The organism is Nocardiopsis sp. NPDC058631 (genome assembly GCF_042716955.1).
Lineage (GTDB): Bacteria > Actinomycetota > Actinomycetes > Streptosporangiales > Streptosporangiaceae > Nocardiopsis.
This window is the reverse complement of the sequence record NZ_JBHXQY010000004.1, coordinates 119,149-143,431: the sequence shown is the minus strand read 5'-3', so window position 1 is coordinate 143,431 and position 24,283 is coordinate 119,149. Positions and strand designations below refer to the sequence as shown.

The 24,283-nt window shown below is 70.5% G+C and carries 28 protein-coding genes; 10 read left to right on the top strand and 18 right to left on the bottom strand.

Annotation, left to right across the window (positions count from 1 at the left end; all coding sequences use genetic code 11):
• Window positions 1–758: tetratricopeptide repeat protein (locus tag ACFWTE_RS03380; protein WP_378777533.1), on the top strand; the 758-nt coding region annotated here is incomplete at its 5' end.
• A gap of 4 nt (window positions 759–762) precedes the next feature.
• Here the strand turns inward: ACFWTE_RS03380 and ACFWTE_RS03375 are convergent.
• Complete coding sequence (locus tag ACFWTE_RS03375; RefSeq protein WP_378777531.1) at window positions 763–1,011, bottom strand: hypothetical protein; 249 nt, start codon at window positions 1,009–1,011, stop codon at window positions 763–765.
• Between the two features lie 194 nt (window positions 1,012–1,205).
• Between ACFWTE_RS03375 and ACFWTE_RS03370 the strand changes: the two genes are divergently transcribed.
• The gene (locus ACFWTE_RS03370; RefSeq protein ID WP_378777529.1) at window positions 1,206–2,069 is read left to right on the top strand and encodes a helix-turn-helix domain-containing protein; all 864 of its coding nucleotides are present in this window, start codon (window positions 1,206–1,208) and stop codon (window positions 2,067–2,069) included.
• Entirely contained in the window at window positions 2,066–2,311 is a 246-nt protein-coding gene (locus ACFWTE_RS03365; protein WP_378777527.1) for a DUF397 domain-containing protein, read from the top strand. The genes ACFWTE_RS03370 and ACFWTE_RS03365 overlap by 4 nt, the downstream gene beginning before the upstream one ends.
• Before the next feature lie 26 nt (window positions 2,312–2,337).
• Here the strand turns inward: ACFWTE_RS03365 and ACFWTE_RS03360 are convergent, their stop codons facing one another.
• From ACFWTE_RS03360 to ACFWTE_RS03350, 3 genes are all read right to left on the bottom strand, one after another.
• Window positions 2,338–2,880 carry an NUDIX hydrolase gene (locus ACFWTE_RS03360; protein WP_378777526.1) on the bottom strand — a complete coding sequence of 181 codons (543 nt, stop codon included), beginning with the start codon at window positions 2,878–2,880 and terminating at the stop codon, window positions 2,338–2,340.
• Window positions 2,881–3,018: 138 nt separating this feature from the next.
• Complete coding sequence (locus ACFWTE_RS03355; RefSeq protein WP_378777524.1) at window positions 3,019–3,945, bottom strand: MBL fold metallo-hydrolase; 927 nt, start codon at window positions 3,943–3,945, stop codon at window positions 3,019–3,021.
• A 109-nt stretch (window positions 3,946–4,054) separates the two neighbouring features.
• Window positions 4,055–4,831: a MerR family transcriptional regulator gene (locus tag ACFWTE_RS03350; RefSeq protein WP_378777522.1), complete on the bottom strand. Its 777-nt coding sequence runs from the start codon at window positions 4,829–4,831 to the stop codon at window positions 4,055–4,057.
• Window positions 4,832–4,967: 136 nt separating this feature from the next.
• On the opposite strand from ACFWTE_RS03350, the gene ACFWTE_RS03345 reads away from it, so the two are divergent.
• Window positions 4,968–5,774: a thioesterase family protein gene (locus ACFWTE_RS03345; protein WP_378777520.1), complete on the top strand. Its 807-nt coding sequence runs from the start codon at window positions 4,968–4,970 to the stop codon at window positions 5,772–5,774.
• Window positions 5,775–5,859: 85 nt separating this feature from the next.
• On the opposite strand, the gene ACFWTE_RS03340 is transcribed toward ACFWTE_RS03345, so the two are convergent.
• Window positions 5,860–6,399: a putative immunity protein gene (locus ACFWTE_RS03340; RefSeq protein ID WP_378777519.1), complete on the bottom strand. Its 540-nt coding sequence runs from the start codon at window positions 6,397–6,399 to the stop codon at window positions 5,860–5,862.
• A 185-nt stretch (window positions 6,400–6,584) separates the two neighbouring features.
• Complete coding sequence (locus tag ACFWTE_RS03335) at window positions 6,585–7,328, bottom strand: metallophosphoesterase (protein WP_378777517.1); 744 nt, start codon at window positions 7,326–7,328, stop codon at window positions 6,585–6,587.
• A 119-nt stretch (window positions 7,329–7,447) separates the two neighbouring features.
• Between ACFWTE_RS03335 and ACFWTE_RS03330 the strand changes: the two genes are divergently transcribed.
• Window positions 7,448–8,077: a CGNR zinc finger domain-containing protein gene (locus ACFWTE_RS03330; RefSeq protein WP_378777515.1), complete on the top strand. Its 630-nt coding sequence runs from the start codon at window positions 7,448–7,450 to the stop codon at window positions 8,075–8,077.
• Between the two features lie 104 nt (window positions 8,078–8,181).
• Here ACFWTE_RS03330 and ACFWTE_RS03325 read toward each other — a convergent pair whose 3' ends face one another.
• Window positions 8,182–8,814, bottom strand: a complete 633-nt coding sequence (locus tag ACFWTE_RS03325; RefSeq protein WP_378777514.1) for an FMN-dependent NADH-azoreductase — start codon at window positions 8,812–8,814, stop codon at window positions 8,182–8,184.
• A gap of 105 nt (window positions 8,815–8,919) precedes the next feature.
• On the opposite strand from ACFWTE_RS03325, the gene ACFWTE_RS03320 reads away from it, so the two are divergent.
• Window positions 8,920–9,534, top strand: a complete 615-nt coding sequence (locus ACFWTE_RS03320; protein ID WP_378777512.1) for a TetR/AcrR family transcriptional regulator — start codon at window positions 8,920–8,922, stop codon at window positions 9,532–9,534.
• 84 nt (window positions 9,535–9,618) lie between these two features.
• Here ACFWTE_RS03320 and ACFWTE_RS03315 read toward each other — a convergent pair whose 3' ends face one another.
• The 7 genes from ACFWTE_RS03315 to ACFWTE_RS03285 form a co-directional block, all read right to left on the bottom strand.
• Entirely contained in the window at window positions 9,619–10,062 is a 444-nt protein-coding gene (locus tag ACFWTE_RS03315) for a hypothetical protein (RefSeq protein WP_378777510.1), read from the bottom strand.
• A gap of 168 nt (window positions 10,063–10,230) precedes the next feature.
• Window positions 10,231–11,217, bottom strand: coding sequence for an RNA polymerase subunit sigma-70 (locus ACFWTE_RS03310; RefSeq protein ID WP_378777508.1), 987 nt, complete (start codon window positions 11,215–11,217; stop codon window positions 10,231–10,233).
• Between the two features lie 57 nt (window positions 11,218–11,274).
• The gene (locus ACFWTE_RS03305; RefSeq protein ID WP_378777506.1) at window positions 11,275–12,177 is read right to left on the bottom strand and encodes a metal ABC transporter permease; all 903 of its coding nucleotides are present in this window, start codon (window positions 12,175–12,177) and stop codon (window positions 11,275–11,277) included.
• A complete protein-coding gene (locus ACFWTE_RS03300) occupies window positions 12,165–12,911 on the bottom strand; it encodes a metal ABC transporter ATP-binding protein (protein WP_378777504.1) in 747 nt (248 codons plus the stop codon). The genes ACFWTE_RS03305 and ACFWTE_RS03300 overlap by 13 nt, the downstream gene beginning before the upstream one ends.
• Complete coding sequence (locus tag ACFWTE_RS03295; protein ID WP_378777502.1) at window positions 12,908–13,813, bottom strand: metal ABC transporter substrate-binding protein; 906 nt, start codon at window positions 13,811–13,813, stop codon at window positions 12,908–12,910. The genes ACFWTE_RS03300 and ACFWTE_RS03295 overlap by 4 nt, the downstream gene beginning before the upstream one ends.
• Before the next feature lie 373 nt (window positions 13,814–14,186).
• Window positions 14,187–15,482: an MFS transporter gene (locus ACFWTE_RS03290; protein WP_378777500.1), complete on the bottom strand. Its 1,296-nt coding sequence runs from the start codon at window positions 15,480–15,482 to the stop codon at window positions 14,187–14,189.
• 167 nt (window positions 15,483–15,649) lie between these two features.
• A complete protein-coding gene (locus ACFWTE_RS03285) occupies window positions 15,650–16,672 on the bottom strand; it encodes a zinc-dependent alcohol dehydrogenase family protein (RefSeq protein ID WP_378777498.1) in 1,023 nt (340 codons plus the stop codon).
• Between the two features lie 131 nt (window positions 16,673–16,803).
• Here ACFWTE_RS03285 and ACFWTE_RS03280 point away from each other — a divergent pair, with 131 nt between their 5' ends.
• Genes ACFWTE_RS03280 through ACFWTE_RS03270 form a run of 3 tightly spaced genes read left to right on the top strand, consistent with a single transcriptional unit; the run spans window position 16,804 to window position 18,723 of the window.
• Window positions 16,804–17,706 carry a helix-turn-helix domain-containing protein gene (locus ACFWTE_RS03280; RefSeq protein WP_378777496.1) on the top strand — a complete coding sequence of 301 codons (903 nt, stop codon included), beginning with the start codon at window positions 16,804–16,806 and terminating at the stop codon, window positions 17,704–17,706.
• 52 nt (window positions 17,707–17,758) lie between these two features.
• Complete coding sequence (locus ACFWTE_RS03275; protein ID WP_378777494.1) at window positions 17,759–18,157, top strand: hypothetical protein; 399 nt, start codon at window positions 17,759–17,761, stop codon at window positions 18,155–18,157.
• Entirely contained in the window at window positions 18,154–18,723 is a 570-nt protein-coding gene (locus tag ACFWTE_RS03270) for a cyclophilin-like fold protein (protein ID WP_378777492.1), read from the top strand. The genes ACFWTE_RS03275 and ACFWTE_RS03270 overlap by 4 nt, the downstream gene beginning before the upstream one ends.
• Before the next feature lie 370 nt (window positions 18,724–19,093).
• On the opposite strand, the gene ACFWTE_RS03265 is transcribed toward ACFWTE_RS03270, so the two are convergent.
• Together ACFWTE_RS03265 and ACFWTE_RS03260 are read right to left on the bottom strand one after the other, a co-directional pair.
• Window positions 19,094–19,678, bottom strand: coding sequence for an SDR family NAD(P)-dependent oxidoreductase (locus tag ACFWTE_RS03265; RefSeq protein ID WP_378777567.1), 585 nt, complete (start codon window positions 19,676–19,678; stop codon window positions 19,094–19,096).
• Between the two features lie 70 nt (window positions 19,679–19,748).
• Window positions 19,749–20,735 carry a MerR family transcriptional regulator gene (locus ACFWTE_RS03260; RefSeq protein ID WP_378777490.1) on the bottom strand — a complete coding sequence of 329 codons (987 nt, stop codon included), beginning with the start codon at window positions 20,733–20,735 and terminating at the stop codon, window positions 19,749–19,751.
• Between the two features lie 882 nt (window positions 20,736–21,617).
• Here ACFWTE_RS03260 and ACFWTE_RS03255 point away from each other — a divergent pair.
• On the top strand, window positions 21,618–22,130 hold the full coding sequence (locus ACFWTE_RS03255) for a DUF5956 family protein (RefSeq protein ID WP_378777488.1): 513 nt from the start codon (window positions 21,618–21,620) through the stop codon (window positions 22,128–22,130).
• 210 nt (window positions 22,131–22,340) lie between these two features.
• Here the strand turns inward: ACFWTE_RS03255 and ACFWTE_RS03250 are convergent, their stop codons facing one another.
• Window positions 22,341–22,934, bottom strand: coding sequence for a DUF6199 family natural product biosynthesis protein (locus ACFWTE_RS03250; RefSeq protein ID WP_378777486.1), 594 nt, complete (start codon window positions 22,932–22,934; stop codon window positions 22,341–22,343).
• Between the two features lie 629 nt (window positions 22,935–23,563).
• Window positions 23,564–24,211: a recombinase family protein gene (locus ACFWTE_RS03245; protein WP_378777484.1), complete on the bottom strand. Its 648-nt coding sequence runs from the start codon at window positions 24,209–24,211 to the stop codon at window positions 23,564–23,566.
• Window positions 24,212–24,283 lie beyond the last annotated feature (72 nt).

Genomic DNA, 24,283 nt, shown 5'->3' with positions numbered 1-24,283 from the left:
GGAACAACCTGGGGTTGGCGTTACGGGGGGCGCGGAGGTTCGAGGAGGCCATCGACGCCCACCAACGCGCACAAGGCCTGTTCCAACAGCTCGGAAACACCCACCGCGAAGCGATGGCGTGGAACAACCTGGGAACGGCATTGCAGGAAGTGCGGAGGTTCGAGGAGGCCATCGACGCCCACCAACGCGCACAAGGCCTGTTCCAACAGCTCGGAAACACCCACCGCGAAACGGGTGCGTGGAACAACCTGGGGTTGGCGTTACGGGGGGCGCGGAGGTTCGAGGAGGCCATCGACGCCCACCAACGCGCACAAGGCCTGTTCCAACAGCTCGGAGACACCCACCGCGAAGCTACGGCCTGGAACAACCTGGGAACGGCATTGCGGGAAGTGCGGCGGTTCGAGGAGGCCATCGACGCCCACCAACGCGCACAAGGCCTGTTCCAACAGCTCGGAGACACCCACCGCGAAGCGATGGCGTGGAACAACCTGGGGTTGGCATTGCGGGAAGTGCGGCGGTTCGAAGAGGCGACTGCCCTGCTGGACAGGGCGATCGACTACTTCGCCTCCTCCGGGGATGAACACAGAGAAGGGCACGCACGCTACGAACTCGGTCTGACCTGGGTTGCGGCCGACGCCCCTGACAAGGCGATCCCCTGCCTGGAGCGGGCGGTCGAACTCCTGGGGGCCAACAACGACCCCCACCTGCACGGCAAGGCCGCCCAGGCCTTGGCGGAGGCTCGGGCGGCCCTGGGGTGACCGGTCAGCACCAGGTGACGACTCCGCCGAACCGGTCGGCGAAGCGCTCGACGTCCCCGAAGCTGTGGATGCCGCCATGCCTGCCGACCGAACGGGCCAGACCGCCCTGCGTCGGGTGCACCACCCCGTAGTACGCGTGCACGAGGTTGTCGGTGTCCTCGTCCCACACGTCCACGTAGAACGCCCGTGGGCGGTTCTCGGAATCGGCGTTCTGATAGACAGGAGCGGGATCGACGGGGTTGTTCGCGTCCATGCGTGCCTTCCTCTGGTTCCTGGCCCGAGCGGGGAGCGACCAACTGTTCCGCTCGGGCCTTCTTGCGCTTGCCAGACCCATCCGCCTTCGCACCTTCTCTGTGCAGGCAGGATCACACACTGCTACAGTAAGTCACACGTTCTAGGTGCACAAGCTTTTCTAAAAGAAGCTTCCACGGCCCCCAGGAGGCGCGAATGGCCGCCGTCAGGAAACCCAAACGAGTGACTCTGCGGGGTCGTTGGCTGGGCCAACGCCTACGAGACCTGCGCGAGGCGGAGGGGCGCACCATCGAAGAGGTGGCCGACTACCTGCAACGTGCGATGGGTACCGTGAGCCGCTTCGAGACGGGCATCTACCCCATCCGGCGCACGGAGGTCGTGGCACTGCTCGACCTGTACGGCGCCAACGATCCGAGGCTGCGCGCAAACCTGCTGAAGATCGCCGACGACGTGTGGCAGACCGGCTGGTGGGACGGATACACGAAAGACGTCGAGGACTGGTTCATCGACTTCGTGTGGCTGGAGGAACTGGCGGTCGAACAGTGGCTTTTCAACAACACCCTGGTCTCCGGAATCTTCCAGACCGAGGCATACGCCCGTGTGGTCATGCGGACCACGGAACCCGATGCCACCGATGAACAGGTGGATCGTTGGATCGAACTGCGGATGGCACGCCAGGCCCTTTTGGACCGGGAGACTCCCCCTCTGGTGCGTGTGGTTCTGGACGAGTCGACACTTCGCCGCCGGGTGGGGTCTTCCCGGATCATGCACGCGCAGCTGGAAGCACTCGTCGTCGCGACAGAGCGCGCCCACGTGGACATCCGCGTGCTGCCCTTCGGTTCGGGAGCACACGCAAGTCCGAACGGATCGTTCAACATCTACCGGATGGCGGACCCTTACCCCGAGGTCGGCTATGTCGAGACACCCCAAGGGGCTCTCTACGTCGAAAGCCCCGATTCCGTACCGATGATGCAAATGTACGATCGGCTGTGGGACGCCTCCCTCCCGGCTGAGGAATCGGCCGAGTTCATCACGACCCTCAGCAAGGAACTCAGGTGAGCGACGAGAATCCGCAGGCCGCCACTCGACGGGAACTTGAGAAGGCCGCTTGGCACATCAGCAGCTTCAGTGAAAGCGGGGGCGGAAGCTGCGTCGAGGCCGGTCCGTTGAACGACGGCTCCGGGCGGGTGGCGGTCCGCCACAGCCACTTCCCCGACGGCGCCGCGATCCTCTACACCCGCCAGGAGTGGGAAGCCTTCACCCAGGGCGTCCGCGCCGGAGAGTTCGACTTCCCCGAGTAGGCCCGTGGCCCCGGTGCCGGGCCCGCTCAGACCTGGTGGCCGCCGAGGCCAGTGGCGTACAGGTACAGGAGCGCGTTCATGGACGTTCCGCCGACCAGCTTGCGCTCCCGGACGAGTGCGGGGACCCGGTCCAGGGCGACCCACTCGATGCGCTCCGCCTCCCAGGAGTCGGTGGGCTCCCCCACGTGTTCGGCGCCGTCGGCGAGGAACACGTGGTGCTCGCTGTCCATCAGCCCGTGGGAGGGCTGGGTGTACACCAGCGGCCGCAGCGGGCCGGGGCGCCAGCCCGTCTCCTCCTCGACCTCGCGGGCTGCCGCCACCTCGGGGTTCTCCCCCTCGTGCACGCCGCCCATGGGGATCTCGTAGGTCCAGGTGTCGGTGATGAACCGGTGCCGCCACAGCAGCAGCACGTTGCCGTGCCCGTCCCTCACCACGGCCCCCGCCCCGCCCGGGGTGCGGATCAGCCGGTGGCCGAACCGGTGCCCGTCGGGCAGTTCGACGTCGGCGACGCGCACGTCGATCCACTGGTCGGTGTAGAGGGGCTTCTCCGAGTGGACGGTCCAGCGCACGTAGGTTCTCCTCGGTGAATACGGGGGTGGCGGTCGCCGGTCGGCGCCGCCATCGGTCTACCCGTGCCGGGCGGCCGTCACCCGGGGCCGGAAGGCACAGGGGGGCCGGTGTCGCGCCCGCCCCGTCGGGCGGCGGGCTCAGACAAGCCGTGACCAGGGGTCCTTGCGCCGCCACACGGTGGGAAAGTGCAGTGAGACCCCCTGCTCGGCGGCGAGGGCGCCGAGCACGCGCACGGTGGTGTCGAGGTCGTCCCCGAGGCGGGGCAGGGCGCGCAGTGGTTCGCTGAGCGGTCGGAAGAAGTCGTCCCAGTGGATGAGGACGACCCGACGCGCCCCCACCGCCTCGACCGTCTCCCTCCAGTAGGTCCGGATGTAGCCCTCGTCCCGGTGGCCGAGCTGGCCCACGCCGAGGTAGGCCACGTCGGCGGAGCGTCCGGTGAGTGCACCCGGTACGAACCCGGCGCTCCCCTGGATCAGCGCGGTGCTGCCGCCGGTGTGTGCCAGGAGGAGGGACCAGGTCTCGCCGCAGCGGTACGCGGACGCACGCACCGGCGGGGTGAGGGGTGCGTCGATGTTGCCGGGGTAGCGGTCGGGCGGGCAGTGGCGGGACCCGACCAGGGTCAGGGTGAAGGAGCCGAACGTCAGGGGTTCGCCCGGTACGGCGAGGACGATCCTGTCCTGGGGCAGGCCGCCGCCGCGTCCGATGGCGGCCGTGGAGGGGCCGCCGACCAGGCGGGCCCCGGTGCGGGCGGCGACCACCGCCGCGTCCATGGCGTGGTCGAAGTGCGTGTGCACGGGGACGAGTGCGTCGAGCGAGGTCACCCCGGCCCGCGCCAGGGCGGCGTCGATGCGCGCGTGGTCGGGGGCGATACGGCGCAGGCCCACGGCGGGCAGCGAGGGGCGGGAGAAGAACCCGTCGGTCATGAGGGCCGAGGTCGCGTCCTGGAAGAGGAGGGTGGCGACCCCCAGGAAGGTGACCGAGGGGCCGGCCCCGTCCCGGGCTCGGGGGAGGTCGAACAGACCTGCGTGGCGGGAGAGGTCGGGGCGACCGAGGCGGACCTTCATGGGGCGGAGTCTAACGAGCCGGCCCGGGTCGTCCGGAGGTGCCTTCCGGGAGGGCCGGACGCGGGGGCCGCACGGTCCCGTGCGATCCCCGGCCGTCCCCTCCGTGTGGTCAGCTCTCGTCTGCCCTGCGGCGGTCGGCGTTGGCGGCGAAGGCGTCGCGCAGGTAGGCGCTGAGCCCTTGGCAGTGGGCGTCGACGGTGGCGGTGAAGCGTTCGTCGTCCACGTACAGCCGCCCCAGCCCCCGGTGGGTCTCGGTGGTGCAGTCGTAGAACCAGCGGGTGATGTGGTCGCGGTGCCGCTCGGCCAGGTCGGTGGCGGTCTCGCTGTCGGCGGGTACCCCGCCTTGCATGGCGCTGGCCAGGGCCTGGTAGATCTGGGCGGCCTCGGCCTGGTTCCGCTGCCAGTCGGCTTTGGTGTAGTCGCCGACGTTGCGCTGGGAGCGGTCGAACGCCTCGGGGTCGCAGGCGCCCCAGCGTTCACGGGCCTCCTCGGCGCGGGCGTCGACGTCGAAGTCCCCGAAGAGTTCGAGGCGTTCTTCGGGGGTGAGGTTGAGTTCCATCGCGTTGGCCTCCATCAGGCGTTCCAGTGCCTGTGCCATGGTGCGCAGGCGGGTGATGCGTTCGGTCACCAGTGCGTGCTGGCGGGACAGGTGGGCGCGGGTGTCGGTGGCGGGGTCGTCGAGGAGTTCGGCGATCCGGTCCAGTCCGAAACCCAGTTCCCGGTAGGTGAGGATCTGTCGGAGCCGTTCCAGGTCCTGGTCGCCGTAGCTGCGGTAGCCCGACGCGGTGCGTTCGGCGGGCACGAGGAGCCCGATGCTGTCGTAGTGGTGCAGGGTGCGGACGGTCTGCCCGCTGATCCGGGCGACCTCGCCGACGGTGTGGCCCATGGGGTTTCCTGCTTCGGTCTGCGGTGGTGACGTGTGCACGACGTTAGGGGCTCACGTCGCGTGAGGGTCAAGCCCTTTCCAAATCACATCGGACCTGGGCACACCGAACACCCTTACTCGCCAGTAACATCGGGGTATGAGCCTTGACCACACCACCGAGGGCTTCCAGTTCGACCGGGACACCCGTGTCGAGAAGCGGAGCGACGGCGAGTTCACCGCCACCCTCACCGACGGGTGGACCACCTTCACCTCGCACCCCAACGGCGGCTACGTCCTGGGCACGGCGCTCAACGCGCTGGGCCACGGGCTGAGCCAGCCCGACCCCCTCGCCGTCTCCGCGTTCTTCCTGCGCCCGGCCGCTCCCGGTGAGGCCACGGTCCGCACCGAGACCATCCGGGAGGGCCGCCGCACCGCCACCGGCCAGGTCGTCCTGGAACAGGGCGGCAAGGAGGTCCTGCGCGCCACGGCCACCTACGGCGACCTGACCGCCCAGGGGCGCGTGCTGCACCTGGAGGGCCCACCGCGCCTCCCAACCCCGGAGGAGTGCCCGGTCCCTGCGGAGTTCGACGCCCCCGAGGGGCTGACCATCGCCCACAGCGTCGAGTACCGCTACCCCGCGCGGCCCGGCTGGCTGGACGGCAAGAAGGACGGCCACCCGCACGTCGAGTTCTGGATGCGCTTCGCCGACGGCCGCGACGCCGACGTGCACTCCCTGCCCGCCATGGTGGACTTCGCCGTCCCGGCGGTCCTGGAGATCGGTGAGTTCAGCACCATCACCGTCGAACTGAGCGTGCACGTGCGCGCCCGCCCCGCCCCCGGCTGGCTGGCCTGCCGGGTGTTCACCAAGCACGTCGCCGGCGGCCTGCACGAGGAGGACATGGAGATCTGGGACAGCGAGGGCGCCCTCGTCGCCCAGGCCCGCCAGCTCGCCATGCTCCTCTGAGCGGTGCTGTCCGGGGCCCTGCGCTGGGTTTGGGCCTCGGGCCGCCGCGTGCGGGGCGGCCCCAGGCCCTCCGCCCCTCCCGGGGTCAGCGGAGCGAGGCGTCCAACTGGCGGATCAGCTCTCCGACGCGACCGCCGCCGGGCGGGGCGGCCGGGTAGCGCCCCAGGACCTCCGTCACGACGGCACGCGCGAGATCCCGCGACCGCGCGATGCGCTCGGCCCCGACGGCGGGGTCGTCCCCGGCGGAGAGTTCGAACGCCCGTGCGGCATGAGCGGCCGAGCCGAGGATGTGCTTGACCTGGGTGGCCTTCGCCAGGGGGTGGAGGAACGCCGCACCGCACGCGTGGGCTGCCGCGCGTGCGGCGTCGCTCGCCGCGCCCTGCCCCGCGTCGCGGGTCTCCTGGGCCGCCCGGTGCGCCGACCAGGCGTTGTCACGCAGCGCCCTGGTGCGCTCGGCTCCGTCCGCGAACGCCTGCGCGGCGTCGAGCGCGTCGCGTGGGCGCCGGTCGTCGGGGTGTTCACGTTCGAAGATCGCCAGGGCGGGCCGCGCGCACGCCACCGCGTAGCCGGTGACCGCGCGGAGTTCGGGGCGGCTGAGTTCGATCGTCGCGGGGGCGTCCGCCATGGCGTCACCCTTCTGTCCGGGGGGTCGGGGTCCCTTCAAACGTATCTTTGAACCCCCGGTGGAAACCCGGGCGGCGTTTGCGCTTGTCGGCGGTGCCGAACCCTCAACCGCGGGGCCGCTCCCCGCCCGCGCCGGGACCGCGAGGAGCCCGGGGAGTGCGTCCGCGGTGTCCTGGACCGGTGCGTTCACATCACCGCCCGGAAGTGGGTGGTCAGCCGGTGGTCCTCGTCCAGGACGTGGAAGGCCACGCCGGGAGGCTGGTCGCGGTTGGCGGCGGGCTCGCCCTCCCACGGCATGCGCAGCGTCCACGTCACGCCCGGTGCCAGCAGCAGCGGCCGACCGGCGAAGGTCGTGGCCCCGCCGGTGTGCGCGTGCCCGACCAGGATCCCGGCCACCCGGGGGTGGGCCGCGAGGAGTCCGGCGAGGTCGTCGGCGTTGTCGAGCCGCATGGAGTCGGGCAGCGGGTGGTGGACGCGCACCGGCGGGTGGTGCAGGGCCAGGAGCGCGGGGGTGTCGCCGGGCAGGTCGTTCAACGTGTCGTTGATCCAGACCAGGGTGGCCGCGTCCAGGTGGCCGCCCTCCTGCCCGGGGACCGTGGAGTCGCAGGCCAGCACGGCCGCACCGGCCACGTGGTGGACCTGGTTGACGGGTTCGGCCGTCCCCGTCTCCCCCAGCAGCACCTCGCGGTAGGCCGCGCGGTCGTCGTGGTTTCCGGGGCAGTTCAGCACGGGGAAGGGCAGGTCCAGCAGCCCGGCCGCCTCCGCGTACTCCTCACGTGCGCCGTGGTCGGCGATGTCCCCGCTGACCAGGAGGGCGTCGGGTGCCTGGGGGAGCCCTCGGAGGTAGTCCACCGTCCGGGTGGCGCGCTCGGTGGCGCGGTCGGTCCCGTCCAGGTGCAGGTCGCTGATGTGGGCGAGCAGAACCGTCATGGTCGTCCTCTCGCGGGCACGTTCCCGTCCCGCACTTCTAACGGATAAGTTAGCATTTAGCGTTAGAACGTTAGCCCGTGGGCAAGTCGACGGGCAAACGGAATGAGGACGGGGAAAGCATGCAACGCCACCTGGCGCTCGAACTGGCCAGTACGATCCGCCACGACGGTTCGGGCAGCGTCGCAGACGATCTGGACACCGTGTCCGACACCGCCCGGTGGCTGGCGTCGGTCGCCGACCTCCTGCCCGCAACGCACGGGTTCGACGCAGGGATCGGTGAGGACCTGCGGGAGCAGGTACTGGCGCTGCGCGGCGCGGTCAGGGCGCTGTTCGCCCGCGCGGTGCTGCCCGGCCCGCCCAGCCCCGCCGACGCCCACCGGCTCCTGCCCGCCGAACAGGCCCTGGAGCGGCTCAACGCCTCGGCCTCGCGCGAGCCCGTCGTGCCGCGCCTGCGCTGGGACGAGGGGGACGTGCCCGTGGTCGAGCTCCGCTCCGGCGGGGGAGCCTGCGACACGCGGGTGGTGGCGGCGCTGGCCCGTGCCGCCATCGCCTTCCTGGACGGTCCCGACCGGGAACGCCTGCGGGCCTGCACGGCGCCGCGCTGCGTGCGCTACTTCGTGCAGGCCCACGGCCGCCAGCAGTGGTGCGGGACCGCCTGCGGCAACCGGGCCAGGGCCGCCCGCCACTACGAGCGCCAGGTCATGGCCCGTTCCGCTCCTCAGCCGGTCCGCACCATCGTGGAGTCGTAGCCGCTGCCGGAGCGGGTAGGTTCACGGCCCGCCGCCGGGCACCGGCGCGGGGCCGATCCTCGCCGGGAGCGGGGTCGGGTGGGGCGTGCGGAGCCCTGCCGGTCTCAGGCCCGGGCGAGCACGCGCCCTGCGTCGCGGGCGGCGTCCAGGGCCTGGGCGCGCTGCTGCGCGGCCGTCTCCCTCAGGCCCTCCATCCCCGGTGTCGTGGCGGCGAGGGTGAGCTCGCACCTGACCACGGTCAGGTCGGCCTGCCAGATGTCGCCCACGACGCGCTCCAGGTAGGGGGTGGAGTGGTCCCAGCCCTCCCGGGGCGTGCCCGGGCCGTAGCCGCCGCCGAGGGCGGTGACCAGCAGGGCGGGGGTGCCCTTGAGTAGCGGGGTGCCGGGGCCCGCGCTCGCGATCACCAGGTCCGACCAGGTCTTGAAGTGCTGGGAGACGCCGTAGTTGTACAGCGGCACGGCCAGGATCACGGCGTCGGCGCTCTCCAGCTCGGCGCCCAGCGCCGCGACCAGGTCGAGCGCTTCGCGCTGGTCCGGGGTGCGGTCGGGCTCGGCGGTGAAGGCGGCCGTGGTGGCCAGCGCCCAGGCGTCGGAGGGCAGCGGGTCGGTGCCCAGGTGGCGGCGGGTCACGGTGCCCTCGGGGTGGGCTGCGGTCCACTCGGCCTCGGCGCGGTCGGCGATCTCGGAGGTCACGGAGGTGCTCGGGAGGATGCTGGCGTCCAGTCGGAACAGGTTCATGGGGTCCGTTTCTGTGGAAGGGCAGGTGGTCCGCTCGGTGCGGTCCGGGGCTACAGCATAAGCGGACTTTACCCCGTTTAGCGACGGTGGTGTAGGTTCCTTCCTGTGAACGCCCCTCTTGTGCCCTTCGGAAAACCGCGCGCCGAGCGCGCGGACGCGGCGCGCAATCGCCGGATCCTGCTGGAGACGGCCCGTGCGATGCTCGCCGAGCACGGCGCGGAGAAGGTCACCATGGACGCCCTCGCCGAACGCGCCGGGGTGGGGAAGGGCACCGTCTTCCGCCGCTTCGGCAGCCGCGCCGGCATCTTCCACGCACTCCTGGACGACAGCGAGGGACAGTTCCAGGAACAGGTGCTCTCGGGGCCGCCGCCGCTGGGGCCGGGCGCCGACCCCAGGCAGCGCCTGATCGCCTACGGGCGCGCCCGCATCGCCTACCTGTTCGTCCACCACTCCCTCGTCCGGGCCTCGCTGGACCGCAACCGGTCCGTCCCGGCGGGCAAGGTCAGCATGACCCGGCCCCATGTCCGGATGCTGCTCAGCCTGACGAACGTCCCCCGCCGCCATCTGGACGGCCTCGCCCTTCAGCTCACCAGCGCGCTGGAGGGCCCGCTCATGCTGTACCTGTCGATGGACGAGATCGCCAGGACCGGGGAGCCGTGTGCCGAGGCCCCCCTCGCCGACAGCTGGCAGGAACTCGTCGAACGCGTCCTCCCCGGCTGACGGCTCCGGTGTCCCCCGCTCCACGGCCCGGGCGGGGAGCGCTGCGGTGTCGCGCCCCCCGCCCGCCCGGTCCCGGCCCGCTCCTCAGCCGGTCCGCACCATCGTGGAGTCGTAGCCGCCGCCACCGGGGTAGGTCCACGGCCCGGTCACGGTGGTGCCGTCGGCGCTGAACGTGCCCGTGTAGTAGGCGGGTGAGCCCTTTTCGCCCGCCCAGATGGTGAGCGTGTCGCCGTCCAGTTCGTAGACGTAGTCGAAGGTGTTGCCCACACTGTCGTAGAAGCGCGACCGGATGTCCTTGCCGGGCCGCTCGGCGCCGAAGGGCCTCTCCCTGCCGATCACCTCCAGGCCGACGACGTTCTGGCCGTCCTGGACGATGGCGACGTCCTGGAGGAGGAAGTGCCGTCCCTCCATCCACCGGTAGGTGACGGTGCCCTCGGCCCCGCCGGTGACCTTCCAGGTGCCCACGAGGCGGTCCAGTGCGGTCAGGGCGGGGTCGGGTGCGGTGGTGTTCTGTCCGTACGCGCTCATGTCGTGTCCTCTTCGGGGCCCGGGACGCGGCGGCGCCGCGTCGCTTCCACCCGTATGACCGGACCGCGCGGGAGAAGGAATCGGTCCTGCGGCCCCGACCCCGGAGGCGGCGCCGACGCCCGGACCGGTGACGGGCACGAAGCCACGGCGGTGGGGGGTCGTGGACCTCTACCGGCGGGTGAGGGGGAGGCCGAACGCGGGCAGGGTCTCGGGGCCGAACGTGGTGATCTCCGCGACCAGGCCGTCCTCGATCCGCAGCACGTCGATGTTGACGGCGGTGTACACCGCCTCCCCGGGCATGCGCACGTAGTTGGCGACGGCGGGCCGGCGGTTGGCGTCCACGGGGACCGGGATCCACTCCCCCCAGGCCTGCGCGCCGGACAGCACCGGGCGCCACAGGTCCAGGATGGCCTCGCGGCCCTCGTACACCAGCGAGGCGGGTGGCATCGTCTGGCGCGCGTCCTCGCGCAACAGCGCCGCCAGGCCGTCCGGGTCGGCGTTGCGGGAGGCCTCCACGTAGCGCCGCAGGACGGTGCGCTCCTGCTGGCTGGGCGCCGTGACCGGCCCCCAGTCCGCCCGGTTCGGAGGAAGGGCCTCGCGCAGGGTCGCCCGGGCGCGCTGGAGGGCGCTCTTGACCGCGGCGACCGACACATCAAGGACGTCGGCGGTCTCCTGGGCCGGGCGTCCCAGGACGTCGCGCAGGATGAGGACGGCGCGCTGGCGGGGCGGCAGGTGCTGGATGGCGGCGAGGAAGGCCAGTTCGACGGTCTCGCGGGAGATGGCCACCGCCTCCGGCTCCCCTTCGACCGGTGCGGCCAGGTCCAGGAGTTCGTCCGGGTACGGCTGGAGCCAGGGGACCTCACACAAGGGCGAGCCGCCCGTGCCCCCGGCCACGGGCCTGTCCCGGGTACGGCGCCGGTCGAGGGCGTCCAGGCAGGTGTTGGTGGCGATCTTGTACAGCCAGGCCCGGAACGTGGAGCGCCCCTCGAAGGAGTCGCGGCGGCGCCAGGCCTTGAGCAGCGTCTCCTGCACCATGTCCTCGGCCTCGGTGAAGGAGCCGAGCATCCGGTAGCAGTGCACGCGCAGCTCGTGCCGGTGGCGTTGGGCCAGCTCGGAGAAGGCAGCCTCGTCCTCCACCGCGCCGTTGCCGCTCACGTGTTTCACCCTTCGCCCTGCGCCCCGGGGCCGCTTCCCGGCCGACGCCCGCCGATCCTAGGGGGCGGGTGTGACAGAGGTGCGCCGGCGGGCGCGGTAGCGACGGGCGGCGCGTCCCCGCCAGAGCACGCCCTGGCGGGGTGCGAGGAGGTAGGCCAGGGCGAACGCCGCGGCCTGGGCGAGCACGATCGCCCCCCCGGTGGACACGTTGAGGTGGAAGCTGGTCAACACCCCGGCCACGGCGGCCACCACCGCGATCGACGCCGAGATCAGGAGCATGCGCTCGAACCGGTCGGTGAGCAGGTAGGCGGTGGCGCCGGGGATGATGACCATGGCCACGACCAGGATGATCCCGACCGCTTGCAGGGCCACCACCACGGTGACCGAGAGCAGGCCCAGCAGCAGGGTCTCCAGCAGGCGCGGGTTGATGCCCAGGGCGTGCGCGTGGACGGGGTCGAAGGCGTACAGGGTGAGGTCGCGGTGCTTGTACCAGACCACGGCCAGGACCACGGCGGCCAGCAGCAGTACCTGCCAGATGTCGGTGTCGGAGACCCCGAGCACGTTGCCGAACAGGATGTGGCCCAGGTCGGTCTGGCTGGGGACCCGCGAGACGAGTACCAGGCCCAGGGCGAACATGGCGGTGAACACCACGCCGATGACGGCGTCCTCCTTGACCCGGGAGGTGCGGTTGACCACCCCGATGAGGGCGACCGACCCGGCGCCGAACACCAGCGCGCCCACGGCGAAGGGCAGCCCGAACATGAAGGACAGCACCACCCCGGGCAGGACCGCGTGGGAGACGGCGTCGCCCATCAGCGACCACCCCACGAGGGTCATCCAGCAGGACAGGACAGCGCAGACCACCCCCGCGACGACGCTGACCAGCAGGGCGCGCTGGACGAACTCGAACTGCAGGGGGAGCGTGAACCACTCGGTGAGGCCGGTGATCAGCGCGTCCATGCGGGTCCCTCCTCGTCGGAGTGGATGCCGAAGGCCTCCATCAGGACTTCTGGGCGCAGGACCTGGGCCGGTGCGCCGCAGGCGATGACGCGGCGCTGGAGCAGGACGGCCTCGTCGCACAGCGCGGGCACCTGGGCGAGGTCGTGGGTGGAGACGAGCAGGGTGTGGCCCTCCCCGCGCAGGTCGCGCAGGAGTTCGACGATGGTGGCCTCCGAGCGCTTGTCGACCCCGGCGAAGGGCTCGTCCAGGAGCAGCACGGAGGGGCCCTGGGCGATGGCGCGGGCGACGAAGGCGCGTTTGCGCTGGCCGCCGGAGAGGGCGCCGATCTGGCGGTCGGCCAGGTCGGCCAGGTGGGTGCGTTCCAGGGCGTGTGCCACGGCCTCCCGGTCGGCGGGCCGGGGTCGGCGGCGGCGCCCCATGTGTCCGTAGCGGCCCATCATCACCACGTCTTGCACGCGCACCGGGAAGGCCCAGTCGACCTGTTCGGACTGGGGTACGTAGCCGATGAGCCCGGCGCGGCGGGCGTCGGCGCTGGTCCTGCCCAGGAGGCGCACGCGGCCGTGGTCGGTGGGGACCAGCCCCAGGATGGTCTTGAACAGGGTGGACTTTCCCGAGCCGTTGGTGCCGAGCAGCCCGCAGACGCGGCCCGGGGCCACGTGCAGGGAGACCTCGTCCAGGGCCAGGACGTCGCCGTAGCGCACGGTGGCGCCGGTGACCTCGATGGCGGCGGTCACGGCGCTGATCCCGTCAGTCCGGCGACGATCGTCTCGGCGTCGTGCCGGAGCAGGTCGAGGTAGGTGGGGACGGGGCCGTCGGCCTCGGAGAGGGAGTCGACGTAGAGGGTGCCGCCCATCGCGGCTCCGGTCTCGCGCGCCACGGACTGCTGGGTGCCGTCGTTGACGGTGCTCTCGCAGAAGACGGTGGGTACGCCGTTGTCGCGGACGAACCCGGTGACGGCGGCGATCTGCTGGGGGGTGCCCTCGGTCTCGGCGTTGACCGGCCACAGGTAGCGCTCGGTCAGTCCGGCGTCGCGGGCCAGGTAGGAGAAGGCGCCCTCGCAGGTGACCAGGGCCCGGGAGTCCTCGGGGACCTCGGCGAGCTCGGTGTCCAGGTAGTCGCCGACCTCGCCGATCTGCGCCTTGTAGGTGTCGGCGGCCTCGGCGTAGGCGTCCTGGCCGGCGGGGTCGAGTTCGGTGAGGGCGTCTCGGATGTTGTCGACGTAGACCAGTGCGTTGTCGGGTGACATCCAGGCGTGGGGGTTGGGTTCGCCCTCGTACTCCCCCGAGGAGATGGGGATGGTCTCGATGCCGTCGCTGAGCAGGGCGGTGGGGGCGTCCACCCGTTCGGTGAACTGCTCGAACCAGGCTTCCAGGCCGAGTCCGTTCTCCATGACCAGGTCGGCGTCCTGGCCGCGGACGAGGTCGTCGGGGGTGGGTTCGTAGCCGTGGATCTCGGCGCCGGGCCGGGTGAGGGAGGCGACCTCGACCCGGTCGCCCGCGACGTTCTCGACCATGTCGGCCATGACGGTGAACGTGGTCAGGACCAGGGGCCGTGTGTCGTCCCGGGTCTGTCCGGCCGTGGCGGAGCAGGCGGTGAGGGGCAGGATGAGGGCCAGGGCGGTGGCGGGGAGCACCATCGACCAGGATGTTGAAGGCGACCAACCTCTAGAGTTCGGCACACCTAACTTTTTACCACAACAGTGCCGAACTGAGCGAGGTGAAGGTGTCGTCGCTCATTGGAGTCGTCAGTTGCCCAGGATGCCTGTCAGCGGACCTGGACGCCGGGCGTGAGGTACGGCGCCCCCTGACCGAAGGGCGGCCCTTCGCGTTCGAGGACGCCGAGCCGCCGCGCTCCTCCATGGCGAGGATCTCGTGCTTCATGGACACGAACACCCCGCGCAGGTCGGCCGCGATCAGGCGATCCCATTCCTTGCCGCTGGTCGCCGCCAGCGGCTTGGATGGCGGCCGATCAGCTGCTGCCGCGGGGCCCTCATGCGATGCGCTGGCGCGTCACTCGGCACTGTCGAGAGGTACCCGTCGGCCCGATTCGTCGGCCGAGCCGCGGTCGGACCTCGTCCGCGCACGGCGCAGGGTGATGAGGCCCAACACGGTGGTCGGGATCAGGGTGAGCGCGATGATGGCCGTGCCGACCGCGGCCGGCCCGTCGAGCCCGAGCGGCGAGGCCAGAGCGGCCGCTGCGACAGGGGTGACGACGGCGGTACCGAGGTTGAACGCGGCGACGCTCAGCGCGGATCCCAGCGACGCCGCTCTCCCGGAGAAGCGCACGGCGAGGTGGATGAGCACGCCGTTCGCGCTGAGCCCGAACAGCCCGAGCAGCGCGATCAAGGTGACCATCGCCCAGGACGAGCCGGAGAACAGGAAGACCGAGGCCATCAGGACGGTCGATACCGCCGGGGTGACGATCGTCACCGCGTGCGGGTGCTTGTCGCCCAAGCGTCCGGCGACGAGGGTGCCGACGAACGAGCCGATGCCGAAGACGGTGAGCACCAGGGGCACGACCGAGGCGGGCACGCCGGACTGGTCGATGAGGACGGGCGCGATGAAGGAGTAGACCGCGAGGACGCCGCCGCTGGTGGTGGCGCAGGCGAGCAGGACGAGCCACAGCCGGACGGAGAGGAGCCCGGCCAGGTCCGTGAGGAGGGAGGACCTCTTCCCGTTGGCGGGCTCGTCGCGGGGCACCAGCCGGAAGACGAGGACGGTGGCGACCGCCGCGGCGATCGCCAGGGCCCAGAAGGTCCCGCGCCAACCGGTCAGCTGGGCGATGTACGCCCCGATCGGCACGCCGAGGACGGTCGCCAGGGAGCCTCCGGCGGCCACGATGCCGACCGCACGAGAGCCCATCGTGGGGCCGGCGGCGCGGCTCGCGACCACGGCGGACACGGCCCAGAACGCGCCGGTGGCCAGGCCCGTGAGGAACCGGGCGATCACGATCTGATCGACGTCGGAGGCCAGTGCCACCCAGACGTGCCCGGCGACGAAGACCCCGAGCGCCAGGATCAGCGTCAGGCGCTGGGAGAGCCGGACCGTAAGCATCGTCATGAGCGGTGCGCCGACGATCATGCCTACGGCGAAGACGGTGATGAACGATCCGACCTGCGCGAGGGAGACTCCCAGACCTGCGGCGATGTCGGGGAGGATCCCGGCGACGACGAACTCGGTGGTGAGCATCAGGAACGTGCCCACGGCGAGGATGTAGGCGACAAGGGGAAGGCGCTTGCGTTCTGTGGGTGCCGTCCGGTTGGTGGAATCGTCGGAACGGGAAGCCGGAAGGGCTTCAACCTGCATGGGTGGACCTCGAAGTGGGGTTGCGATGTGTGTTGGCCGCTGTTGCGGTGACCGGGATGTCGGCGCGCTGACCGCATGATGCGGCCAGGTCGGGCCGGGATGATCAGGCGAGGGCCGTGGAGGCGGTGTCGAGGCGCTGCGGGGCCGCGCAGCCGGTCGCCCCTCGGTCAGAGGGTCAGGAGTACCTTGATCGCGCGGCGCTCGTCCATCGCCCTGTAGCCCTCGGCGGCCTCCTCGATCGGGAGTTCGAGGTCGAAGACGGCACCCGGGTCGATCTGGTCGGTCATGATGAGATCGATCAGCTCGGGCAGGAACCGGCGCACGGGCGCGGGGCCGCCGAGCAGGCTCACCGTGGAGAAGAACAGATCGAGACCGTCCAGCTCGACGCCGTGCGAGACGCCGACGTAGCCGACGTGCCCGCCGGGCCGGGTCGCGTGGATCGCCTGCATCATCGACTCCTGCGTGCCGACGGCCTCCACGGTGGAATGGGCCCCGTAGCCGCCTGTCAGCTCCTTGATCCGTGCAACGCCCGCGTCGCCGCGCTCCTCGACGACGTCGGTCGCGCCGAACCTCTTGGCCAGCGCCTGTCGGTCCGCGTGGCGCGACATCGCGATGATGCGGTCCGCGCCGAGGCGCTTGGCCGCGAGGATCGCGAGTAGTCCGACAGCTCCGTCGCCGACGACGGCCACGGTCCTGCCCGGACCGGCCTCGGCTGCGACGGCGGCGAACCAGCCGGTGCCGAGCACGTCGGAGGCGGCGAGCAGGCTGCGCAGCTGCGCCGGGGTGGGCTCGCCGTGCACCTTCACGAGGGTGCCGTCGGCGAGCGGGATGCGGGCGAAGTCGGACTGCGTGCCGACCGAGCCCATCATGACCTGGTGGATGCAGCGGGACTGGAACCCGGCCCGGCAGATCTCGCAGCTGTTGTCGGAGGCGACGAACGACCCGACGACGAAGTCGCCGACGGCGATGTCGTGCACGTCGTCGCCGGTCTGTTCGACGACGCCGACGTACTCGTGGCCCATCGGGGTGGGGCCGTCCACGTCCTCCGCGCCGCGGTAGGGCCACAGATCGGAGCCGCAGATGCAGGCCGCGGTGACGCGGATGATCGCGTCGGTCGGCTCGACGATGGCGGGCTTCTCGATGTTCTCGACCCGGACGTCTCCGGGCGCGTGCATGACGACGGCGCGCATGGTTTCTCCTCGTATTCGTTCGTTCCTCGCCATCAACGACACCACGGTTCACCCGCGAGCGGGAGACCCGCCCGATAGGGGTACCACCAGGGACTCCCTCAGGCCCGGCCTGGCCGTTTACCGTTGAAGCCATGGACAATCGAGCCGAGGTCCGCGAGTTCCTCACCACGCGACGGGAGAAGATCGCGCCCGGTGACGTTGGGCTGCCGGCGGGCACGAACCGGCGGGTCAAGGGGCTGCGCCGCAGCGAGGTCGCCACCCTGGCCGGGGTGAGCGTCGAGTACTACACGAAGCTGGAGCGCGGAGCGATCAGCGGTGCGTCCCCGGAGGTCCTGGACAGCATCGCCAAGGCGCTGCGACTGGACGCCGCCGAGCGGGCCCACCTGTTCGATCTCGCCCACGCCGCGAGCCCGGTGGCCCGGCCCCCTCGTAGGCGAAGCCCGAAGTCCTGGATGCCTCATCCGAGCCTGCAGTGGACGCTGGACGCGGTCACCGCCGGGCCCGCGTTCGTCCGCAACGGCCGCATGGACCTGCTCGCGGCCAACGCGCTGGGCCGGGCGTTCTACAAGGACACGTACGACATGCCCGGGCAGCCGCCGAACATCGCGCGGTTCACCTTCCTCGATGAGCGCGCCTACGAGTTCTACCCGGGCTGGGAGGCGTTCGCGGAGATCACGGTCTCGATCCTGCGCACCGAGGGGGGCCGCGACCCGCACAACAAGGAGCTGCACGACCTGATCGGGGAGCTCTCCACCCGCAGCGACGAGTTCCGGCGCCTGTGGGGCGCGCACAACGTGAGGCACCACGGCACGGGGTTCAAGACGTTCCACCACTCGGCCGTCGGCGAGATGACGCTGGCCTACGAGGGGATGGACCTGGAGGCCGAGCCCGGCCTGACGCTGACGATCTACGTCGCCGAGCCCGGATCGCCGTCGGCCGAGCGCATGCAGCTGCTCGCCTCGTGGGTTGCCAGCGAGGAACGCGCATCGTCCGCGGCGACCATGGACGAACAGCGCTCGAAGCCCAGCACCTGACAGGCATCGCCCACAGTCAGCTGGAGGCCTGGGCTTGGAGAGGACTCGCTCCGTGAACATCACCCTGCGCATCGGCGAGGACCTGGGCGCCGACCAGATCGTGGCGCTGCTGCCCTTCGAGGCCGGCTTCGACGACTTCCACGACCAGGAGAAGCTCGCGCCCCTGGGGCGTTCCCTGCGCCTGATCCTGCTCGTCAACGGCGGCAGCGCTGTCCGCCCGAGCGGCGGTGTGGCCGGCACCTCCGTCGCGTTCGCCCGGGAGAGCGCCTACGGCCAGATGCTCCATGATGCCCTCGCCCCCGAGGGCATCCACGTCGCTGAGCTGATCATCCCCCGCGGGATCGGCGGCGGCGAGCCCGACCATGAGCCCGACGCCCTGGCCGAGCGCATCTGGTCCCTGCACCGCGACCGCGGCGCGTTCGGGACCTTGGTCGGCGGCGGAACGGCATGAGAAGACCGTCCCTCGTCAGGCGCGGCGCGCCTGCGCTGCTCGTGCCGCTCGTCGGTGTCGCCCTGCTGGCCGGCTGCAGCACCGGCCCCGACACAGAAGAGACAGGGCCGCCCAGCCAGGCCGCGTCGCCGCCCCAGGGCGCCGAGGCGACCCCCGGCCCGACGGCCACAACTTCCTCGCCGTCATCGTCGGGCCAGAGCGTGGTGGGCACCGTGGTCCGGTTCACGGCAGGATCCGAGACCGTGGACGTGACCATCGGCGAGGACAGCCCCGCGACCCGCGACTTCCTGTCCATGCCGCCGATGAACCTTGAGTTCGAGGAGTTCAACGGGCGGGAGAAGATCGCCGATCTGCCCCGAGAGCTGAACTGGCAGGGATCGCCCGGCTCCGACCCGAAGGACGGCGACCTCATCTACTTCGTCCCGTGGGGCAACATCGGCTTCTACTACAACACCGACGGAATCGGGTACTCCGACCAGACGATCCACCTGGGCACCTACGACGCGGCAGAGGGCGATCTCGCGCGCTTCGAGGGCCAGGACACGAGAGTCGAAGTGGTGGATTAGGCCGCCTGGGCGTGGAGCCAGGGGCCCTGTCACCACCTCTACCAACAGAAGCTCCCGCTCCTAGCCTGTCGCGCTTTCAACAGAACGCGGGAACGGCCTCATTCAGGCCGTCGGCCACAACGTGCCCTGATCGCGGCTGCGACCAGAGACCTCTGACGAGAATCAGAAACAAGGAGAACACAGAAATGGCACTGGCAGTGGACGGATCGGGCCTGGTCCACGGGTGACCCGGAGCGAGGTGTCCGGGAGGGTCACGCGGTTCGATTCTGGTCGGATCGGTGCCGCCCCGGGGCCGGAACGTCCGGGTTCATTGGACGCCCGCCGTGCCCGTCGCCATTCGACCGTTGCCGACAGGCACGGCGCAGTACGGTCAGTTGCCCGGCGGCCGGCCGTAGAGCTGGGCCGGGTCGCCGGCGAGGGCGGACTTGACGAAGCGGCTGGGGCCGTCGACCAGTACCTCGACGGCTCCCGCCTGTACTCCGTCGAGGGCGGCGCGTGCGACATCCACCGGGTCGATTTTGGGTGCGTCGCGTCCTGCCATCATGTCGGTGTCCGCAGCCGCCAAGTGTACGCCTTGGACGAGGGTCTTCTGGCCGGCGAGTTCGACGCGCACACCGTTGGTCATGTTCCACTCCGCGGCCTTGGCCACCGAGTAGGACCCCGACCCTTCGGCGGTGGCCACCCACGACAGCACGGAGAGGAGGTTGACGATCGCTCCCCCGCCGTTGGAGGCCAGGGCCGGAGCGAAGGCGCGGATGACCCTCAGGGTGCCGAAGAGGTGTGTCTCCAGGTCCTGCCGGATCATGTCCAGGTCGTCGGTCATCAGGTCCGCGCCCGTGCTGATTCCGGCGTTGTTGACCAGCAGTGTGACGTCCCGCGCCGCTACGACCGCCTCCGAGATCGATTCCCCGTCCAGCAGGTCCAGGTGCAGCGGCGTGACCCGCGGGTCCGAGATGGCGATCGATTCCGGGCGGCGCGCGGCAGGACGGGGGCGGTTTCGTGCGGGGCGCGTGAGCCCCGGGGGCTCACGCGCGCAGGGCCGCCACGATCCACGGCCAGGGCACCGGATCCTCCTCCCCCTCGGGCGGGGTCCCGTTGATCACCGCCACCAGGCTCGTGTACCTGCCGTGCGTGCTGTCGAACCAGGGGTCCTCCACCGCCTCCTCCTCGTCCATGAGCTTGATCATTTCGGTGAAGTACGAGGCCATCTTGTCCCGGAACCCGGCGGTGGCCTCATCGCCGCCGAGCTCGGCCGTGGCCTGGACCAGGCGGACGACCACCTCCTGGGCGCGTGGGGACTCCGCGGGCGCCCCGGAACGGTAGACGGTGATGATGTCCTGCATGATCAGCATCCCCGTTCCGTAGATGAACTCCTGCACCGGAGAGGCGGCGAAGAGCTTGCCCGGCTCGGTCGCGTAGGTGCTCTGGAGATAGGTGTGGACCGCGTCGCGAAACTCCCGGTCCCGGATCAGGTCGGCCAGTTCGATCCAGGCTTCGAGCTGGGCGGCGGTGGGGTCCTGCGGCAGCTGCGGCCGCAACTGCCGCAGCCGCTCGACGAACTCGGGGGGCACGTCGAGGTCCGCGCCGACCTCGTTCCAGAACTCGTCGACGAGCCGTTCGCGCTCCTCGTCGGACATCGAGACGAGTTTGTGCAGGAGCGCCGCCTGGGCGGCGGTTCCCTTCTGTTGGACCAGGGTCCTCAGAACGGCCCGTTTCGCGCGCAGGCCGCGTTCCTGGCGTTCGACGATCTCCAGATGGGCGGTGAGGAGGTCGTGCAGGGTCGTCTCACCGTCGAGCACCTGACGGATGTCCTCCAGGCCGGCGTCCAGCTCACGCAGGGTCCGGACGAGCTCCAGCCGGGCGATGGCGTGGACGTCGTAGAGCCGGTAGCCGGCCTCGGTCAGGCGTGTGGGGGTGATGACCCCGGCGTCGGAGTAGAACCGGACGGCGCTGACGCTCAGGCCGCTGCGGTGCGCGGCGTCCCCGATCGGGTACAGCTCGTTGTCGTACATACCGCCACTATCGGGTCTCAAGCGGCTTGAGACTCAACCGCCGTGGAGCGAGGATCCGTGCCACGTACTACCAGTGCCTCCCTCCTGGCACGGTTCTCACGAAGCCGCGGCGAGGGGCGAGGCAGGCGGGACAGCGAGATCACGACGGCCCCCGCGCACCGTTGCGCGAGGGCTTCCTTGTGCCCGCGTTCGTCAATCCTCATTGACGCGCCGCCGGTTCACTCATCGGAGGTGACGTCAAGGAAAATCGGGGGCCGGGGACCGCCCTCGCGGCGGCGTGTCAGGGCGTCCGGTTCTCCTGGAGGCCACGGAGGTGTTGGTGGCCACGAACCCTTAGGTGTACCGGCCTGAGAGGTTGGGTACCCGGCAGGCCTCGTTCCAGGGGCCGCCCAATTCCCAGGCGATGCTGCGCTGCTCGGCTGCGAGCCCCACCACACCCCGCCCGGGGCCGAGTACGGCTTCGCCTTACCTCCTGCGTCGGCTCCGACAGGCGCCACCTGCTGAAATGGAGCTCCGCATGCGACGCGCACAGAACGAAGGCAGCCATATATTCCTTGCCTCCCGCGTGATTCAATCCTTCGGGCATTCTCCTTCCCAATTCATTTGGCTCCACTTGTATCGCGCCTGCGAAGTTGAATTCGATATCCATGAAGGCAACTGTCGAGCGAACTTCGGTCCGGTCGCCGGCAATCGCCTGGAAGCCCCTCTCCAGTACCATGGAACCGTGGAGGGCTACGTGTTCGCTCAGGGGTATGGCCCCAGGGGTATACCTTCGTTGAATTCACAGGATTTCCACCGCCCTCCGATCATGGACGAGAGCACATCCTGCTCGTTCCCTCCGGAGCAAACGGGCAGATCATCGCAAGGCAGGGGGGTGCGCTCATGCACGAGCGTTCATGGTCGGCGGTTCCGATCATCGGAGAACCGCCGACCGAGACTGAAACGGGCGATGGACGGAGGTTCTTCGAGGTCCCCGAATCCGGTTGGCATGCCCTGTTCGCCTGGGCTGCCGGACCTGAGCACATGGTCCGCTGCCTGGACGTGCGCCCCCCGGCGCCTGTCAACGTGGTCTACGAGAGCGGTGGGCAGCGCACCGTCAGAGTCGAGGAGCGCACACGAGGCGACCGGTCGGCGGTTGACGCGGATATTCACGACTACCTCACCGATGCGCGGGTGCCCTCCCAACCCTGCGGTTTCCGGTGGTTCATCGAACTGCCGGACGGCATCGATGACGCCGACCAGTTCTTCGCCCGTTTCGGACCCGCCCTGAAGAACCTCCCACCCGGTCCCCGTCCGCGACGGGAACGGGAGGCCATGATCACGGTCGCAGATGCTCTCTACACGACCGCGCCCCGGGTTCACTGCGAAGAAGCCGGGGGAGATGGACCTGCGTGACCCGCGACTGTACTTGGCCAGCCAGGTCGGGAAGAGGACACGGGCTTCGGCGTGGCCCCTCCCCCGCTTCCGTGTCGAAAGCGAGAGAGGGGCCCGCGGCGGGCTCTCGGTTGCGTGTAGCTCGACGTACCAGGGGTTGAGGAACATGGGTACAGGATTCGGCGCTGGGTGTTTTTGACCTCTGTGGTCAGTACACCTGCCCCGCCCGGCTCACAGGGGACAGCTCTGCCGCACCTCGTCGGGGCCGCAGGCCCGCAGCGGCTCGCCGTCGGTGTCGACGACCTCCCGGTCCTCCAGCGGCTCATCCAGTTCCACCGTGTGGGCGATGGTCGGCTCGGCGCGGTCGGGATCGCACCACGCGTAGCTGATCACGACCCGCTCCTCTTCCTCCTCCGCGGTGGGCGGCACCTGGGCGGATGCGCACAGGCCGCGCCTGATGTACACGGTCACGGTCTGCTCGTCCACGCTGTAGGCGCGGATGCGTCCCGCGTCGGTGGTGGTCGTCGTGACGTCCTGGCGGGAGGCCTCGAAGGGTTCATACTCGGGGGACGGCGAGGCCTGTGCTTCCACCGGTGGTCTCGGGGGGCTGTCTCGCTGCCAGGGCAGGGACGCCATCAACGCGATGACCGCAACGAGCATGACTGCCGCGCTGACCTGGTAAGCCCCATAGGCCATGTCCGAGGGCTCGTTGTGCTCGGGGTTGCGGTAGCGCCACGAATTCGCCTTCCACACCAGGTGAGGGTTGACCATCACGGCCACCGCCCCGATCAGCAGCAGGACCAGGAGCGGGAAAACGGGGGGCACGGGGGGGGGGTCCTCTCGGCGGGGGTGGAACAGCGTTCCCCAGATTAGGGGCCGCACCCTGCGGCTCGGTTCCCGCATCGGCCGTCCACAACCACCGCCACTGGTAGGGCTCGTCACAGCGACCGCCGGGTAGGTGCGGAAGGACCGGGTCCGGTGGAGCCGGTTCCGTTTGCCTTCTCAGGCTCTTGGAGCCTCTGTTGCCTGGTTGCGTCGAGGCGCTTTCTCGTTGGCGAGCGTGTCGGGCATGAGCCGGCGCCAGGTGGTCGCCGTGTTCGCGACCAGACGGGCACGGCCGGCGCCGGGTCCCACCCGCGTACTCACTTGGGTCCGTGTCCGGCGCCCTGGCGGGTGCGTAACTCTCCTGGCCCGCAGGAGGGCGAGGTGCGCCCCGGGGCGCAACAACAGGATTTTGAACGCCCGGTTCGGCTATCCCACCCGACTTTCTGGTTCCTTCCTGCGCAGCGCGATCAGGACGGACGCGACCGCGGCCAGGCCGACGCCGACGAGGTGGCCCGAAGAATTGGCTCGGTTCTCCCGAAGCTACGGCGAGCCGCAAAGTAACCGCTGAGTAGCTTCGAGGGCGGCCAGGAACCCTCTCCCAGGCCCAGAGCGCGCGGGCGGGCAGGGGTTCACGGGCTCTCCGTCAGTTCGGTGCGGCGGCCTCCGGACAGCTCCGGCACGTGCTTGTACAGGGTCGAGCGGGACACCCCGAGCAGGCGGGCGATCGAGGCCACCGAGTTCTCAGGGCGGCTGAGCAGGTCGCGGGCGTGACGGACCTGCTCCGGGGTCATCGCCGGGGGCCGCCCCAGGCGTGTGCCGGCGGCGCGGGCGGCCTCCAAGCCTTCCTTGGTCCCCTCCACGATGAGTTCGCGGATGAACTCGGCTAGGGCGGCGAAGACGTGGAACACGAGCCTGCCGCCCGGGGTGGTGGTGTCCAGGGCTTCGTGCAGGGAGCGAAAGCCCACCCCAGCGCGGCGCAGGTCGCCGACCAGGGTGATGAGGTCGGCCAGGGAGCGGGCGAGCCGGTCCAGGGAGGGCACGATGAGGGTGTCGCCGGGGCGCAGGTAGGCCAGGCAGGCTTTCAGCTCGGGCCGCTGGGCGTCCTTGCCCGACTTCTTGTCGGCGAAGACCTTGACGCACCCCGCGGCCTCGAGGGCGCGCAGCTGGCGGTCGAGTTTTTGGTCGAGGGTGGAGACGCGGGCGTAGCCGACCAGGGCCCCGCCGCCGGCAGGGGCCGGGGCGAGGGGGTCGTCGGGAAGCGCGAGGGAGGAGTCCATCCCCCGAGTGTACGAAAAAGGGCCTTATCCGTGTTGTTGGACAGGCAGCTTTCTCAACACGTTTTTCCGACA